Annotated in this window: 14 protein-coding genes; 6 read left to right on the top strand and 8 right to left on the bottom strand. The window is 62.7% G+C overall.

Annotated features, from left to right (window positions below; all coding sequences use genetic code 11):
* Positions 1-29: 29 nt before the first annotated feature.
* Entirely contained in the window at positions 30-413 is a 384-nt protein-coding gene (locus ACZ1JM_RS17485; protein ID WP_465133615.1) for a response regulator, read from the top strand.
* A gap of 9 nt (positions 414-422) precedes the next feature.
* Here the strand turns inward: ACZ1JM_RS17485 and ACZ1JM_RS17480 are convergent, their stop codons facing one another.
* Entirely contained in the window at positions 423-1,238 is an 816-nt protein-coding gene (locus ACZ1JM_RS17480; protein ID WP_465133614.1) for an energy transducer TonB, read from the bottom strand.
* A 139-nt stretch (positions 1,239-1,377) separates the two neighbouring features.
* On the opposite strand from ACZ1JM_RS17480, the gene ACZ1JM_RS17475 reads away from it, so the two are divergent.
* The 5 genes from ACZ1JM_RS17475 to ACZ1JM_RS17455 are packed head-to-tail and all read left to right on the top strand — an operon-like array spanning position 1,378 to position 5,227.
* Complete coding sequence (locus tag ACZ1JM_RS17475; RefSeq protein WP_465133613.1) at positions 1,378-2,097, top strand: PepSY-associated TM helix domain-containing protein; 720 nt, start codon at positions 1,378-1,380, stop codon at positions 2,095-2,097.
* 14 nt (positions 2,098-2,111) lie between these two features.
* Entirely contained in the window at positions 2,112-2,612 is a 501-nt protein-coding gene (locus ACZ1JM_RS17470) for a DUF2271 domain-containing protein (RefSeq protein ID WP_465133612.1), read from the top strand.
* Positions 2,613-2,655: 43 nt separating this feature from the next.
* Positions 2,656-3,528, top strand: coding sequence for a DUF4198 domain-containing protein (locus ACZ1JM_RS17465; RefSeq protein ID WP_465133611.1), 873 nt, complete (start codon positions 2,656-2,658; stop codon positions 3,526-3,528).
* Between the two features lie 11 nt (positions 3,529-3,539).
* Positions 3,540-4,511, top strand: a complete 972-nt coding sequence (locus ACZ1JM_RS17460; protein ID WP_465133610.1) for an FAD:protein FMN transferase — start codon at positions 3,540-3,542, stop codon at positions 4,509-4,511.
* Between the two features lie 35 nt (positions 4,512-4,546).
* Positions 4,547-5,227: a Fe2+-dependent dioxygenase gene (locus tag ACZ1JM_RS17455; protein WP_465133609.1), complete on the top strand. Its 681-nt coding sequence runs from the start codon at positions 4,547-4,549 to the stop codon at positions 5,225-5,227.
* A 3-nt stretch (positions 5,228-5,230) separates the two neighbouring features.
* On the opposite strand, the gene ACZ1JM_RS17450 is transcribed toward ACZ1JM_RS17455, so the two are convergent.
* The 7 genes from ACZ1JM_RS17450 to ACZ1JM_RS17420 form a co-directional block, all read right to left on the bottom strand.
* Positions 5,231-7,570 carry a hypothetical protein gene (locus tag ACZ1JM_RS17450; protein ID WP_465135119.1) on the bottom strand — a complete coding sequence of 780 codons (2,340 nt, stop codon included), beginning with the start codon at positions 7,568-7,570 and terminating at the stop codon, positions 5,231-5,233.
* 143 nt (positions 7,571-7,713) lie between these two features.
* Complete coding sequence (locus ACZ1JM_RS17445; protein WP_465133608.1) at positions 7,714-8,622, bottom strand: NAD(P)H-hydrate dehydratase; 909 nt, start codon at positions 8,620-8,622, stop codon at positions 7,714-7,716.
* Positions 8,615-9,400 (bottom strand): histidine phosphatase family protein, encoded by a 786-nt coding sequence (locus ACZ1JM_RS17440; RefSeq protein ID WP_465133607.1) that lies wholly within the window; start codon positions 9,398-9,400, stop codon positions 8,615-8,617. The genes ACZ1JM_RS17445 and ACZ1JM_RS17440 overlap by 8 nt, the downstream gene beginning before the upstream one ends.
* 61 nt (positions 9,401-9,461) lie before the next feature.
* Positions 9,462-10,592 (bottom strand): hybrid sensor histidine kinase/response regulator, encoded by a 1,131-nt coding sequence (locus ACZ1JM_RS17435; RefSeq protein ID WP_465133606.1) that lies wholly within the window; start codon positions 10,590-10,592, stop codon positions 9,462-9,464.
* An 8-nt stretch (positions 10,593-10,600) separates the two neighbouring features.
* Positions 10,601-11,188: a chemotaxis protein CheB gene (locus ACZ1JM_RS17430; protein ID WP_465133605.1), complete on the bottom strand. Its 588-nt coding sequence runs from the start codon at positions 11,186-11,188 to the stop codon at positions 10,601-10,603.
* A complete protein-coding gene (locus ACZ1JM_RS17425) occupies positions 11,185-12,012 on the bottom strand; it encodes a CheR family methyltransferase (protein ID WP_465133604.1) in 828 nt (275 codons plus the stop codon). The genes ACZ1JM_RS17430 and ACZ1JM_RS17425 overlap by 4 nt, the downstream gene beginning before the upstream one ends.
* 5 nt (positions 12,013-12,017) lie before the next feature.
* Positions 12,018-15,446 carry a response regulator gene (locus tag ACZ1JM_RS17420; RefSeq protein ID WP_465133603.1) on the bottom strand — a complete coding sequence of 1,143 codons (3,429 nt, stop codon included), beginning with the start codon at positions 15,444-15,446 and terminating at the stop codon, positions 12,018-12,020.

The following is a 15,446-nucleotide window of genomic DNA, read 5'->3' as shown; positions in this document are numbered from 1 at the left end:
ATGCCTCGTGCATCCTAGAAGGCTCGACGATGTCTCAAGAAGTTTCTCAGTTCCAGGGTATGCGGGTCTTCGTGGCGGAGGACGAGTTTCTCGTGTCGATGCTGCTGGAAGAAATGCTTGACGATCTGGGCTGCGAAGTGGTCGGACCTTACGCCACGCTGTCTGCCGCGCTGGACGGCGCGCGTAACGAGACGTTCGACGTCGCGGTGATCGATCTCAACCTTGCGGGTGAGAAGGCCGATCCGATAATTGCCGAAGTATCGGCGCGTGACATTCCGCACGCGATCGCCAGTGGTGGCTATGATGCGGCGACGGGTCATCGGCCGACGGTGCTTCTGGACAAGCCCTATAGCTCGGCGCAATTGGAACACGCGATGACGGTGCTGCAGTCCGCCCTCGCCGCCAACGACTGACCTCCCGCTTCAGCCAGCGGCTGGCGTAAGCACGAACGGGATCGTCACGGTGCCGCGCACCGCCGTTGCAACGCCGCCGCTCATCGTAGGCGACCAGCGCCAGCGCTTGACGGCGTGTAACGCGGCGCGGTCCAAACGATCACTCCCACTGCTGCCAGACACCTGAATGTCCTTCACCGTGCCATCGGCACCGACGAGAAGCAGCAGCTTGACGGTACCCTGTTCGCGCGCTCGTCGCGCATCGACGGGATAGCTTGGCGGCCTGGCATACAGCACTTTGCTGGACAGATCCCCGCCTTCGACCGTCGTCGCGGGCTTTGGCGCGATCGCTGGCGGCGCGCTGACCGCCGTGCCCTGACTGGTCACCTGGACGGGCATCGGCGGGGGCGGCGTATCGACCATGACCTGCGACGGGCCGGGAGCCGGCAGTTCGATCATCGGACGGGGGACGACCGTCTGGGTCCGCGCTGCTTCGGGCGTTTCCGATTTGGTCGGTTCCGGTGGCGGCGGTGGCGGGGTGACATCCAGTTCGCGAATCTCGACCGTGGTCAGCCGCGTCCGCTGCTTATGTGCGGCCACGACGTTCAGCGTCGCCATCGCCCCCACAATCGCGAGGATCGCGCCTGCGGAAGCAATAAGTGCAACGGGCCGAGCTCTCGCAGACGCCTGGTACGAGCCTCTCTCGTAACCGACAGGCAAGGCAGGCGCACCGCTTTGCACATCGCGCTTCGACGTGAAAACGAGGGGATCAGGCCCATGGTTCGGCAGGGCAAAGGCCGGTGTATCAGCGACATCGTCAGTTTCTAAGAGGGCCAGTGTCGCCAATTGTAATCTCCCGCCAACTACTATTGCGAGTGATTTGCATATACAGTAAGGATCGCGCCGTCCAGTGGTTTGGCATCGCCCGGCGTGCGTTCGTGGTGAACGCCAACCATCCAAGTTCGCGAAGTAAAGGATCGACACGTTGGAAGCTGCCGAAGCCCTGAAACCGCGCCCGGACAGTCTGACGTCCGGTGCCAGCACGGCAGTTCCATCGCCTCGCCTTTCGCCGACCAGCCCGGTTCGCAAGAAGAACAAGAAAGCCCGAGCCTTCTGGCTTAAACAGCTCCACACCTGGCATTGGGTGAGCGCCGCCATGTCGCTGGCGGCCATGTTTCTGTTCGCGATCACCGGCATCACGCTGAACCATGCCGCCTCGATCGGCGCGGACCCGGTGGTGACCAAGGCCGAAGGCCAGTTGCCTGCCCCCCTTCTAGCGCGCCTTCACGCACCGGGCGATGCCACCGATCCGTTGCCCGGCGACGTGGCGAACGCGGTCGCCAAAGCGACCAGGCTTGATCCCGCTGGCCGCGCTGCCGACTGGTCGAGCGACGAGGAAGTCTATGTCGCCATGCCCGGCCCCGGGCGTGACGCGTGGGTCAATATCGACAGGGCCAGTGGGCGGATCACCGCCGAGGCCACCGATCGCGGCTGGGTCTCCTATCTCAATGACCTGCATAAGGGCCGCAACACCGGCGACGCGTGGTTCTGGTTTATCGACCTGTTTGCCGGGGCCTGCGTCATCTTTACGCTGACCGGGGTTCTGCTCTTGCAACTGCATGCCCGGCATCGCCCGATGACCTGGCCGCTCGTCGGCCTCAGCCTCATCGCGCCGGTGCTGCTGGCCATCCTTTTCATCCACTGATCAGAAAGCCCGTGATGACTTCACCAAAGCTATTTCCCGCGCTCCCGCTGCTGGCGGCGGGCACCGCCACGGTCCTTGGCGCGACGCCCGGCCTTGCCGCATCGGTCACTGTCACGATCCCGCAAGTCAAAGTCGCCGAGTATCACCGACCATACGTCGCCGGCTGGGTGGAGCCTGTCGCTGGCGGCAATGCCCGCACGGTCTTCGTCTGGTACGATGTCAAGAAGCGCGGCCGCGAACCCGGCACCAAGTGGCTGGCCGATCTGCGCAGTTGGTGGCGCAAGGGCGGTAGTGCGCTGACCCTGCCCGCCGATGGCACCAGTGGCGCGACCCGCGCGCCGGGCACCTATACCGTGCCGATCCCCGCCAATCTGCCTGCCGGGCAATATGTCCTGAAGGTTGAAGCCGCGCGTGAAACTGGCGGGCGCGAGCTGGTATCGGTTCCCTTCTCGGTTCCCGCGAAGGGTGCCTCGGCAACGGGCAAGTCAGAGCTTGGCGCCATTACGATTCGCTGACGCCGTCGGCCATTTCACACGCATTTCAGACAGGGGAATATTCATGCGCTATCGTAGCTTCCTGACCGCCGCCGTGGTCTGCGCGGCCATCTCCACGCCCGCGCTTGCTCATCGCATGTGGCTGCTGCCGTCGACCACGACGCTGGCCGGGACGAGCGAATACGTGACGGTTGATGCCGCCGTTTCGAACGACCTGTTCTACGCCGATCACGTCGCCATGGATCCGTCGCAGGTATCTGTATGGGCACCGGACGGGACGACGGCCGCAATCGAGAATGCGGCAAAGGGGCGTTACCGTGGCACGTTCGACGTGGCCGTGAACAAGCCCGGCACCTGGAGGATCGGCATGGAGCGTTCGTCCATCGGCGGCACCTTCAAGGTCGATGGGCAGGACTGGCGCGTGGGCGGCCGCGCTCGCCCGGCGGGTGCACCGGGCATGGCACCGCCGGCCGGCGGTGGAGCCGCTCCGCCGCGTATGGTTGCCACCGTGGCCGAGATCCCCGCCAACGCCACCGACATCAAGCTGACCGAATCGCTTAACAGCAACTTCATCTACGTAACCGCGGGCGCGCCCACGAAAGGCGTGCTGAAGACCACCGGCAAGGGCCTGGAATTTGATCCGATCTCGCACCCTGACGCCCTGGTGTCCGATGAGGAAGCTCAGTTCCGCTTCCTCATCGACGGCAAGCCGGCAGCAGGCGTGAAAGTTACGGTCGTCCCAGGCGGCAAGAAATATCGCGAAGCCGAGCATGCGCAGGAATTGACCACCGGTCCTGACGGCGTTCTGCGCGTGAAGTGGCCGGTCGCCGGAATGTACTGGCTAAGCGCCAGCGCCCAGGACGACAAGCCCAGCGACAAGCGCGCCCAGAGCCGCCGCATGTCGTTCGTCAGCACCCTCGAAGTCGTCGCGCCCTGACGGCTCGGTCCTTGCGTTTCGCCGTTCCTTTCGAGATCGATCCGTTCTGCTTCCAGACGTGGCGCAGGGACGCATCGGTCGTCGAGATGGGCGGCGAGACGATGGGCACGACATTGACGATCAAGATCGCTGCGCCGGAGGCTTTTGACCAGGCGACGATCGTGGCGGCCGTCGAGGCCCGGCTTGAGGCTATTCTGGCACAGATGAGCCACTGGCGCGACGATTCGCTCCTTGGTCGGTTCAACCGTGCTCCGGCTGGTGAGTGGCACGACCTGCCAGCCGACTTCGCCACCGTCATGCAAGCTGCAATGGACATTGCAGAGCGGTCAGCAGGCGCGTTCGACCCTGCGATCGGAGCTTTGGTCGACGCATGGGGGCATGGGCCGGTCCACATATCTCGACCGCCCACCCCTGCCGAAATTACCAAAGCCGTAGAGGTGTCCGGTTTCTCGCGACTGGACTTCGATCGTAGCCGGTCCTCACTTCGGCAGCCGGGCGGATTGCGGCTCGATCTTTCCGGGATAGCCAAGGGCTTCGCTGTCGATGCGGTTACCTCCCTGCTGGAAGGACATGGGTGCCACCACGCACTGATAGAGATCGGCGGCGAACTAAAGGGTGTGGGCCTGAAGCCGGACGGTGATCCGTGGTGGGTGGACCTGGAAGTGCCGAGCGGGAGCATACGTGCTCTGCGCCTCGCCCTACATAGCTTGGCGGTGGCGACTTCCGGCGACTATGTTCGCGGACTGCACACCATCGACCCGCGCACGGGCCAGCCGGTATCCCACGCCATGAGCGTCAGCGTGATCCATGCTTCGGCGATGATGGCAGATGCCTGGGCTACTGCGCTCAGTGTCCACACCCCCGATGCGATGCGGGCGCTCGCCCGGCGCGAAGACTTGCGGGTGCGCGCCCTGCTGCGGGATGGCGAAGGGGTGCGGGAGTGGATCAGCCCTGCCCTCGATGCCATGCTCTCACAGCCCTAATCTCGTAACGCCGACCTTTTCGACGAAAGAACCCCATGGTCATCGACATTCCCGCCGTGTTCACGCCCGACGAAGTTCGCGACCTCCGGGCCGCGCTGGAAAGCGCTGACTGGAGCGATGGCAAAGCGACTGCCGGGCACCGGGCCGGCCGCGTCAAGGAGAATGACCAGCTTGGCATCGATCACCCGCTGGCGAAGCGCCTTGCGGACACCGTGCTGGCAAGGCTGTCTGCAACGCCGCTGTTCATCGCCGCCGCCCTGCCCTCGCGCGTCCTGCAACCGCGCTTTTCCCGGTATGATGGGCAGGGTCACTACGGCAATCATGTCGACAACGCGATCTTCCCGATCCCGGGCACGGGGGAACATCTGCGCTCCGACGTGTCCGCCACCCTGTTCCTCAGCGATCCGGAAGAATACGACGGCGGCGAACTGGTGATCGAGGATATGTTCGGCACCCACGCCGTCAAGCTGCCGGCCGGGCACCTGATCGTCTATCCGGCGAGCAGTCTGCATCGCGTGATGCCGGTCACGCGCGGGGTCCGCTACGCCTCATTCTTCTGGACGCAGAGCTTCGTGGCTTCCGCCGAAAAGCGGCGGCTGCTGTTCGAGATGGACGGTGCGATCCAGTCGCTGGCGACCGACCACCCGGACCATACGTCCGTCGATACGCTGACGCAGGTCTATCACAACCTGCTGCGGCAATGGTCGGTACCGTGACGATCAGTTGAGCGACAGGCTGACCTTGGCGGTAGGGGCATCGCGCAGGCGGATGTGCAGCACGCCATCCTGCGGCTTGGGTACCGATACCCTCGATCCGGTGAAGCCGGGAGGAACGGGCGATGATTTTGCAAAGGCAGGATCGGCGCCGATCGCTTCGATCAGGAAGAGATTACGCGCGGCAAGCGAGCATTCCTGTCCCTCGCATGTCACCTTCTCGATGGCGGGCATACGAGCAAGCGTGACGAGCGGCTGCCAGTCGCTGGCGCCGGCGCCGCTAACCAGCCGATAGCGCAAGGGACCGAACGTCCCCGGCGGCAATGCCGATCCACTCAACCGCGCCACCAGGATGTCATTGCTGGCGAGCGTAACCCCGGACCCTACCGACAGGCGCGTAACCTTCGACCCGCCATCCGAGGCGATTTCAATGACGTCGGATGCATCGAACTTCGTGGCCGCCCCTGCCTTGATCGAAAAGACGATTTCGCCTGCGTCGGGTAACAGATCGCTGGCGGCGCTGAGGTCAAGCTTGCGTTCTCCCCCGCTGGATGGAGTGTTTACCGTGCGATTCAGGATCGCAACTTGCGGGCGGGGAGGCCCGATGCGCACGTCGAAGGGCACGCTTCGGCCATCATCCAGCTTCGCCGTCGCCCTAGTGACAGTACCGGTCGCCGGCACCAGTGCATTGCCCTGCGCGACCAGCTTCAGCCGGTCCACCGAACCCTCGCGTGTCAGGCCATCCGGGCGAAACTCCGCATCTCCGATCATCACGGACCGGACCTGATCCAACCGCAGCCCGGTCAGCGTAGCGCTGGCATCACCGGAATGGGCGTCGATGCTATCCAGCCGACTGGCCTCGGCACGAGCCCGCAGGGTCACTACGACGGGCGCCTTGACCCCGCGATAGCGCACTTCGATCCGTGTATCGCCAGCGGGCGCACCCTCCAGCGGCACCGTGACAGACAACTGGTTGTCACTTTCCACCGCCCATTTGAGCGGGCGCGCCGAGCCATTCGCCTTGCGCAAAAGTACCGTTTCCACGCACGACGGCGCGGTGCCCTGCAACGCGATCTCATTGTCGCGCCCGACGATCAGGCCATCGCTGCTTCCGTCCACTTTCCACGCAGCCGTATCCGGCCGTTGCAGTACGAAGTCCGGGCCGTCGAACGTGCCAAAGCCCCACCGGCCGTGCAGATGCGCGCGCACCGTGCCGGAAAAAGCCGCCGCTAACCCTTCGGCAGACAGCACGTAACCGCCCTTGTCGGCACGGGGGGTGACAGGAACTTCCTGTATCTGCCCAGATGCCGAGGTCAGCCGCGCCTGCATCTGGTGTGCGAAATGTGTCGAGAACACGAGCGGCGCGCCTTCCACGGGCAGTACCGTGGCTGCCCCTGCCGCGCAGATCGGGCCATCGACCGTGCTGCGAAGCTGAGGCGGAATGTCCGCCTCGATGGTCGGCAGCGCGCTTACCATCACCGACTTGGGCTTCTGAAACGAAGGCGCGGCGTTCAGCAGTAGCGACATGCGCTCCGCTTCACGCACGCTTAGAGTCGGCAGATAGTTGAATTGCGGGTTGTTGAATGCGCCGAAAATCCGAGCGATGTCTCGCGCCACGCCTATGTACGCGCTGTAGTACCCAGCCCCACCCTCGCGCGTGGCGCTGAGTTGCAGGGCAAGGTCGGTCGGCGTCCCGGTCAGGGTATCGGCGATCGAACTGGAATGCACATCACCGAGCACCAGTTGCTCTCGGTTCTGCACCAGGCACGACGCCTGCTGCTCGATCACCCTGTTCAGGCAATCTTCCTGCAGTTTGATGGACAGGCTGCGCGCCAGAACCGGTGCGACCGTGCGCAGATACTCAGGGCCGCTGTCGCCCTGTGCGCGGATGGCCGACATGAAGGTCGCTAGGCGGGAATGATCGAGCGACGCCTGGTTCAGGTCCTGGCTAGCACGGACGAATTCACCGGGCTTGCCGCGCACCGCGTCCACCAGCACGCCTTCCGCGCCGCCCGTTTCCGGCACGATCAGCAGCACCAGCTGGCGCGCGCCTTTAGGCACCGTCAGATCAAGCGCCTTGTCCTTTTCCTTGGACTTCCAGGTTTTTGCTGTAGCGAACCAGTCTTTGGGCGGAGGATTGGTGGCGCCGCGAAGAAACGCCGACACCAGCAAGAAATTGACAGACTGATCGTCGCCAAATGCGCCGTCGACGCTGATCCGGTCTCCTGCGGCGAGGCTGGGCACATTGGCGATCGGCAGCGTTCGATCGCCACGAGTCACCTCGATCCGCAGATCCGGTCCGGTCAGTTCGAACGGCGCAGGATCGGCCCAGGCCATCGGGACCATGGATGTCACCGCCACAATCGCAATCAGCGAAGAAGCCCGGCGTTTCGTCAATTCAAGCGGCAAGAAGCGAAAATCCCGTCATAGATCCCGACCATGCGCCCCCGTTCTCGCTCTAGCGGCATCGTCCGGCAACGTACATGCCTTCATTCGCCAGTGGGCATACGCATCGCCTGAGGAATGCAACCCAACAGTTCACTGGCCAGATATCCAAGCGGACCAATCGCCTCGGCGCAGCGTCTCCCCGCCTCGCCATGCAGCCAGACTGCCCACAGCGCCGCGTCGAGCGCCGCGCATCCGCGAGCCAGCAGTGCAGCAGTGATGCCCGCCAAAACATCGCCCGACCCACCGGTAGCAAGCCCGATGTTGCCGCCTTCGTACGCGTACAGCGCACCGCCCGGCTCGGCGATCAGGCTGGTACCGCCCTTGAGTACGACGACCGCGCCATACCGCTGCGCGGCCTGGCGAACCGCACCGGCCCGGTCCGCCTCGATTGCATCGGAGTCGCATCCGAGCAGCGCGGCCATTTCTCCCACATGAGGAGTGAGCACAGCGGCGAACCCGCGATCACGCAAGCGATCCGCATGCGGGCACAAGTTCATCAATGCCGCCGCATCGATGACCAGACCACGTGCGCAATCGACCTCTTCAAGGATCTTTGCGACCAGCGCCGATGCCTGATCCCGACATGACATGGCCGGACCTACGGCGATGGCGTCGCACCCGGTTAAATATTTGGCCGGGTCCCAGCGATCCGCGTCGATATCGCCCTTGCTGTCCGGCTCAAGCGCCAGAACGGCGATCTCAGGCATCTGCACACCGATCAAAAGTGCGGCGGGGGCAACCGTGGCAATGCGCACTTTACCTGCGCCGGTACGCAGAGCGGCTTCGCCAGTCAGCCGCACGCCGCCCGGTACTTCGCAGCAGCCACCGATTACCAGAACCCTTCCGCGAGAATTCTTGTCCACCTCGCCTTCCGGTTGGGGCAACGGATGCGCATCGATCCAGGCGCGGTCTAGCGGCGCTTCCGGTGGCAGGGCGGCTGATTCAGCCACGGGCCGCGACCATCTGATCCGGCTCTCGGGTGGAGGGCGTGCCTTCATGCTCCATGGGAGCGACCGCGTTATAGCGATCGAGCACCAGGTGCCCGTCGCTCCCGGCGGTCAGGTCGAAACGATACTGCGTGACCCCGCAATTGGCCACATCACCCTGCGCATCGATGGCGAGTATCTCGGCCTCGCTCAACTGCTCCACCACATAGCGCATGCACAGCACGACTACCTGATGCGCCACGATCATCACTCGTTTTCCTGCGTAATGCAGCGATATCGTGTCGAGTAACGCACGCAGGCGAAAAATGACATCCACCCAGCTCTCGCCGCCCGGGGGGCGATGATAGAATTTTCCCATGATCTGCCGAAAGCGTGCCTGATCCGGCTCCGTTTCACGAATGCCGAGCGTCGTGAGCCCGTCTAGGATGCCAAACTCCTTCTCGCGCAAGCGCTCGTCCACGCAGATGCCCAAGTCCGGGGAACATCCGCCTTCGCTGCGAAAAAGTTCCGCCGTCTGCACCGCCCGCACATAAGGGCTGGCAAGGATCACCTCGGGCCGCTCGCCCTCCGCTCCTTGCGCGAACCATCGGCCCAGCGCGCGGGCCTGATCCATGCCAAGGTCGGAGAGCGGCACGTCGACGTCGCGATGGTCAAGTTCGATGCGGTGCAAACCGCCTTCGTGAGCAGCATCGCGTGCGACATTGCCGGCGCTCTGGCCATGCCGGATGACCCACAAGGTGCTGGGCCAACGGGATGATGAATGCGTCGATGCGGGTTCCATGGGTTTCTAAGTCGAGTATCGCGCAAGATGTTCCTCGACCTGAAACGCAATGACGGTCGGCTCAGTCCTCGATCACCGGAAGGCGGACGGTGAACGTGCTCCCCTTGCCGGTACCGGCGCTTGCCACGGAAATGCTGCCCCCGTGCAATTCCACCAACCGGCGGACAAGCGCAAGGCCAATGCCCAGCCCCCCTTGCGCCCGGCCCAGATGGGTTTCCACTTGCGTGAAGATTTCGAAGATATGTTTCTGCATTTCGTCGGGGATACCAACCCCTGTGTCAGTAACCTGGATTGCTACCTGCGCACCGTCACGCTTGGCGCACAGAGTGATTGCGCCCCCGGTCGGCGTATATTTGGCCGCGTTGTTCAGCAGATTGGCGATCACTTGCGCCATGCGTGTATGATCGGCGTTGAGCCAGATCGTCGTGTCGGGCGCGTCGATGGTCAGGGCATGCCCGCAGCTGTCGATGTGGTGCTGGCTACCCTCTACCGCCGACTGGAGAATGACCGCCAGTTCGATCCGCTCCGCCTTGAGAGATACCTTGCCTTCGCTGATCCGCGAGACATCGAGCAAGTCTTCCACCATGCGGGCTAGGTGCACCAGCATCCGCTCCATCTGCCCGCGGATCTGCTCGGCCTGTTCGGGCGAACGCTGCCGGTTCAGAAGATCCACCCCGCTCATCAACGCGGCGACCGGATTGCGCAATTCGTGCGCAAGCACGGCCAGAAACTGATCCTTGGCCCGGTCCGCTTCACGCAAGGAAGCGGTCGCGACGGCCAGAGCGTCACGCTGCGCCGCGATCTGCTGGCGTTGCCGGAAGAGATCGAAAAATACGTTCGCCTTGCTGCGCAAGACATGCGGCTCGATCGGCTTCTGGATGAAATCGACCGCGCCCGTTTCGTACCCCCGAAACCGGCGTTGATTGTCAGAACTGCCGGCCGTGACGAAAATGATCGGGACGTTGCGCGTGCGGTCGTTCCCGCGCATCAGTTCCGCCAATTCGAACCCATCCATCCCCGGCATCTGCACGTCCAGCAGGGCCAGTGCCACCTCGTTTTGCAGCAAGAGCTCCAGTGCCTCTTCGCCCGACTTGGCCTTCAGCAACACCAGACCATCGCGCCGAAGCAGCGCTTCAAGCGCCACAAGGTTCGCGTCCAGATCGTCTACGAGCAGGAAGTGCACAGGAGGCATGCTGGGCATCAATCCCGGCCCACTTCAAGGAGCGCGGCGATAATCTGATCGATCGTCAGCGAACGAGCGGCAGGGCATGCCTTCAGCGCCGCCTGCGGCATCGCGCGGGCGTAGGCCGTAGCCGGATCCTGCACGAGAGTGGCGCCCCCAGCTTGCGCCACGGCGTTCAGGCCTCTTGCCCCGTCTTCGTTCGCACCGGTCAACACTATACCCATCAGGTTCGACCCATAGACGTCGGCAGCGCTTTCAAACAACACATCGATGGACGGACGGGAAAAAAAGACTGCTTCGTCAGACGAGAGCGCCACTGTTCGACCGCTTTCGACCAGCATATGATAATCGGGCGGGGCGAAAGTGACGGTGCCCGGCAGGATCGGCGCCTTGTCCTCTCCCTCGCCCACAGGCAGACGGCATTTGGCGGCGAACAACGCTGCAAGCTCGCTCCGCCGGCCGGCTGGGACGTGGACGACGATCAGCAGCGGTAGCTTGAAATCAGCCGGCAGCGCAGGAAGTATCTGCAGCAGCGCATGGATGGCTCCGGCGGACGCCCCGATGACGACAGCCTGTATATCGGCCACGCCTGATCCGGCAGTCATCCAGAACGCCTTTGATAGATTTTTTCTTCTTTCACGAATTCGCTGAACGCGTTGGCATGTTCAGAGAACCGAAGCGTCTCCTTGGATCCCAATCCCAGGAAACCATTGCGCGACAGGGAGTTGCGGAACAGTCCGATCGCCCTGTCCTGCAATTCGCGATCGAAGTAGATCATGACGTTACGGCACGAAATGAGCTGCATTTCGGAAAATACTGCATCGGTAACCAAGCTATGGTCCGAAAACACGACCCGCTCTCGTAATGACTTGTCGAACACCGCGCCGCCGTATCCGGTGCTGTAGTAGTCGGTGAAAGCCCGCTTGCCGCCCGCCAGACGGTAGTTTTGCGTGAAGGTGCTGATCCTGTCGAGCGGATAGATCCCGCGATCAGCGGCCTCCAGCGCATCCTGGTTGATATCGGTGGCATAGAACAACGTGCGGCTCTCAAGACCCTCTTCCCGGAAAAGGATCGCAAGGGAGTGGAGTTCCTCACCGGCGCTGCATCCTGCGATCCAGACCTTCAGCGAGGGATACGTCTTCAGGTGCGGCACCACTTTTTCGCGGATGGCCTTGAAATAGGTGGGATCGCGGAAGAAATCGCTGACCTGCACCGTCATCAGCCGCACGACCTGATCCGCAGCAGCCGGATCGTGCAGCAGCTTATCCTGCAGTGCCGAAAATGTCGGCAGGTTCAGCCGATCGCGCGCCTGCCGCAAGCGCCGCTTGATGGAAGCCTGCGCATAGTTGCGGAAATCGTAGTGATAACGCCGATACAGAGCCTCCAGCAGAAGGTGTATCTCGATATCTTCGATCCGATCGGTGTCCATGACGGTCAGCGAGGCATCCAGACGCGGATCAGCGACAGCAGCTTGTCCACGTCCAGCGGCTTGGCCATGTAATCGTTGGCGCCCGCATCGATGCATCGCTCCTGATCGTCAGGCATGGCCTTGGCGGTAAGCGCGATGACCGGCAGCTTGCGCCAACGCGGGTCCTGCCGGATCGCGCGTGTCGCGGTCAGTCCGTCCATCACCGGCATCATCACGTCCATAAGCACGAGGTCGATCGTCTCCCGGCTGTCCCGTCCAGCCTTGTCGAGCGCATCCAGCGCTTCCTGGCCATTGCGAGCGATCTCCACCACGGCACCCTGTGGTTCGAGAATATTGGTGAGCGAGAACACGTTACGAACGTCATCCTCCACCACCAGAATGCGTCGGCCTTCCAGGATGGCGTCACGATTGCGAGCCTGACGGATCATGGTCTGCTGTTCGGCAGGCAATTCGGTCACGACCTGATGCAGGAACAGAGACACTTCATCCAACAGCCGCTCGGGGGAGCGAGCACCCTTGATGATAATCGAATCCGAATAGCGACGCAGGCGTTGTTCATCCTCGGCCGTCAGATCGTGCCCGGTATAGACGATGACCGGCGGGAACGCGTAATTGCCCTCCTTCGACAAGTCTTCCAGCAGGGAAAATCCGCTGGCGTCCGGCAAGTTCAGGTCCAGCACCATACAGTCGAACACGCCATTGCGCAGCTGCTCCATGCAATCCGCCGCGGTCGCGACGCCGACTGTTTCCACATCGTCCGATCCAAGGAGCCTGCCCACAGCGTCCCGCTGAACGTCGTCATCCTCGACGATCAGCACACGCCGCACGTCCGACGCCAGTTTGGCCGACAGCGCATCCAGTACCCCCGCCAGCTCCTCGCGCTTCACCGGTTTCACCAGATAGCCGATAGCGCCGAGTGACAGGGCGGTTTGTGTATGATCCGCGCCGGACACGACATGCACTGGAATATGGCGGGTTTCCTCGTCGCGCTTCAGGCGATCGAGCAACGCCAGCCCCGACTGATCGGGAAGCCCGACATCAAGCACCACCGCATGCGGCTTGAACGTGCGGGCAAGATGCAGGGCTTCTTCCGCAGTGCCGGTCACCAGGCACTGGAAACCCATTTCACGGGCAATATCACGAACGATGCCGGCGAACGTTGCGTCGTCTTCCACCACCAGCAACAGGCGCTGGACCGATGACAGCGCATCGCGATCGTCCTCGACCTGCCGCTGCAATGGAGCGGGCCTTGTCTTCGCTTGGGATGACCTCCCTTGGCTCGAAGTTGCGACGGAAGTAGATGCCGAAACCGGCGCCGCCTCCACGCGCGGGAGTACTTCGCCAGGATCGTACGTTAGCGGAATGGCCAGCGTGAAACGGCTGCCTTTGCCTGGCTCGCTCGTCAGCGAAATCGCCCCGCCGAGCAACCGCGCAAGCTCGCGCGATATTGAAAGGCCAAGGCCGGTGCCCCCGAACTTGCGACTGATGGTGCCGTCGGCTTGCCGGAACGCTTCGAAAATCGCCTTTTGCTGTTCTTCCGGAATGCCGATCCCCGTGTCGGCTACCGTCATCAGGATCCTATCCGCTCCGTCCGACTGCACTTCGAGCGCTACGCGGCCCGCTTCGGTGAATTTGAACGCGTTAGACAACAGGTTCTTTAGAATCTGCTCCAGACGCTGGCGGTCGGTCTCGATAGTGCTTTTGCATGAGGGATCGATCGTGATCTCGAACTGCAGTCCGCGATCGGCGGCGATCGGCTGAAACACCTGGCGCAGGTCAGAGGCCAACCGCTCCACCCGGAATGATTCGGGGCGGATCTGCAGATGCCCCGCCTCGATTTTCGAAAGATCGAGGATATCGTTGATCAAGGTCAACAGATCGTTGCCCGCCGACTCGATGGTACGGGCATACTGGATCTGTTCGGATGTCAGATTGTCTCCGCGGTTGTCTCCCAGCAGCTTAGACAAAATAAGCAGCGAATTGAGCGGGGTGCGCAACTCGTGGCTCATATTCGCGAGGAAGTCTGACTTGTAGCGGCTCGCCTGCTCAAGCTCGCGCGCTTTCGCTTCGACGGCGGCGTTGGAACGGGCAAGGTTGTCGCGCTGGTTTTCCAGCAGCTGTGCCTGCTCTTCCAGCTGCGAATTGGTCTGTTCCAGTTCAACCTGTTGCTGCTCCAGGTTCGCCTGAGATTCCTTGAGCGCGCGGCCCTGCTCTTCCAGCTCCTCGTTGGAAACGCGCAGTTCTTCGCTTTGGACCTGCAGTTCTTCAGTATGGTGCTGCAGTTGGGCACGATAACGTGCCGAACGCAACGCAACGCCAATAGCCGCCGAAACCTGCGACAGAAATTCAAGAACCTGGCTATCGACAGGCCTTAGGAAGCCTAGTTCGATGACCCCCTGCACCGTCGCGTCGGCAAACGCTGGAGCGATCAGAAGATGGCGCGGACGATCGCTGCCGAACGCCGACCCAATCGTCAGATAGCCATCGGGAATATCCGCCAGCAGCACCGGCTTGCCGTCCGCCGCGACTTGCCCGAGCAAGCCCTGTCGGACGGAAAAGCGCTCTACGATCTGGGCGTCGGCGGGCACACCATACGATGCCACGCGGCGATAATGCCCGCCCTCGGCTGCAAAGATCGCTCCCGCCTGGGCGCCAGTAAATCGCACTAGAAACGCCAGCGCGCTCTCGCCCAACTGTTCAGTGACCTGGTCCCCCAGCATCGCCGCACCGAGTTCAACCTGGCCAGCCTGCAGTCGCTCGCGTTGCTGGGCCATGATTGCCGCCCGGCGGATCAGCCAGCCGATCAGCAGGGTGAGAACGATGCCGAGCAAGCATGACATCACACCGCTAACCCATGCGGAACGATACGCCTGATCCATCTCCGCAAGGCGTTCTTGCCGCAGACGCTTCTCGGTATCGCGCATGGTGCTGACCTGAGAACGTACTTCGTCCATCTCGATCTTGCCACGATCGGTAGCGACGATGGCTAGGGCGGCGTCGACACCAGCACTACGTCGAGCGTCGATCGTCTCGCGCAGTTCTGACAGTTTGGCGTCAATGTGATCGCCAAGCGGCTGCAGACGGGTCTGCTGCTCGGCATTATCTGCGGTCAGTTCCTTGATCGTGGCCAAGCGGTCACCAATCGACGACAAGGCAGCGTTATAGGGATCAAGGTACTTGTCCTTGCCCGTCAGCAGAAAACCACGCTGCCCCGTCTCGGCGTCCTGAAGCAATATCTGCAGGCCATTGAGAGCAACGATCACCTCGTGCGAATGCGCTATCTTGGCCGCATCATCGCGCAGAATACGGGTGTTCTGAAAAGCGATCGTGCCGCTAATGACGAAAAACAGCACGGCTACGGCCAGACCGAAAGCGGTCTTTGGATCGAAACCCGCCTTCGACGAGGACAGCGCGCGATTAGACGTGACTTGCAT

Source organism: Novosphingobium sp. BL-S-24, from assembly GCF_055521575.1.
The sequence above is the reverse complement of the archived record's forward strand: the minus strand, read 5'-3'. Positions and strand labels throughout refer to the sequence as shown.

What these genes read in the sequence shown, in the direction of transcription:
- ACZ1JM_RS17435 (WP_465133606.1), bottom strand. Translation starts at nt 10,592, where the DNA reads ATGCCTCCTGTGCACTTCCTGCTCGTAGACGATCTGGACGCGAACCTT.
- ACZ1JM_RS17420 (WP_465133603.1), bottom strand. Translation starts at nt 15,446, where the DNA reads ATGCAAGTCACGTCTAATCGCGCGCTGTCCTCGTCGAAGGCGGGTTTC.
- ACZ1JM_RS17430 (WP_465133605.1), bottom strand. Translation starts at nt 11,188, where the DNA reads ATGACTGCCGGATCAGGCGTGGCCGATATACAGGCTGTCGTCATCGGG.
- ACZ1JM_RS17440 (WP_465133607.1), bottom strand. Translation starts at nt 9,400, where the DNA reads ATGGAACCCGCATCGACGCATTCATCATCCCGTTGGCCCAGCACCTTG.
- ACZ1JM_RS17425 (WP_465133604.1), bottom strand. Translation starts at nt 12,012, where the DNA reads ATGGACACCGATCGGATCGAAGATATCGAGATACACCTTCTGCTGGAG.
- ACZ1JM_RS17450 (WP_465135119.1), bottom strand. Translation starts at nt 7,570, where the DNA reads ATGGTCCCGATGGCCTGGGCCGATCCTGCGCCGTTCGAACTGACCGGA.
- ACZ1JM_RS17470 (WP_465133612.1), top strand. Translation starts at nt 2,112, where the DNA reads ATGACTTCACCAAAGCTATTTCCCGCGCTCCCGCTGCTGGCGGCGGGC.
- ACZ1JM_RS17485 (WP_465133615.1), top strand. Translation starts at nt 30, where the DNA reads ATGTCTCAAGAAGTTTCTCAGTTCCAGGGTATGCGGGTCTTCGTGGCG.
- ACZ1JM_RS17455 (WP_465133609.1), top strand. Translation starts at nt 4,547, where the DNA reads ATGGTCATCGACATTCCCGCCGTGTTCACGCCCGACGAAGTTCGCGAC.
- ACZ1JM_RS17465 (WP_465133611.1), top strand. Translation starts at nt 2,656, where the DNA reads ATGCGCTATCGTAGCTTCCTGACCGCCGCCGTGGTCTGCGCGGCCATC.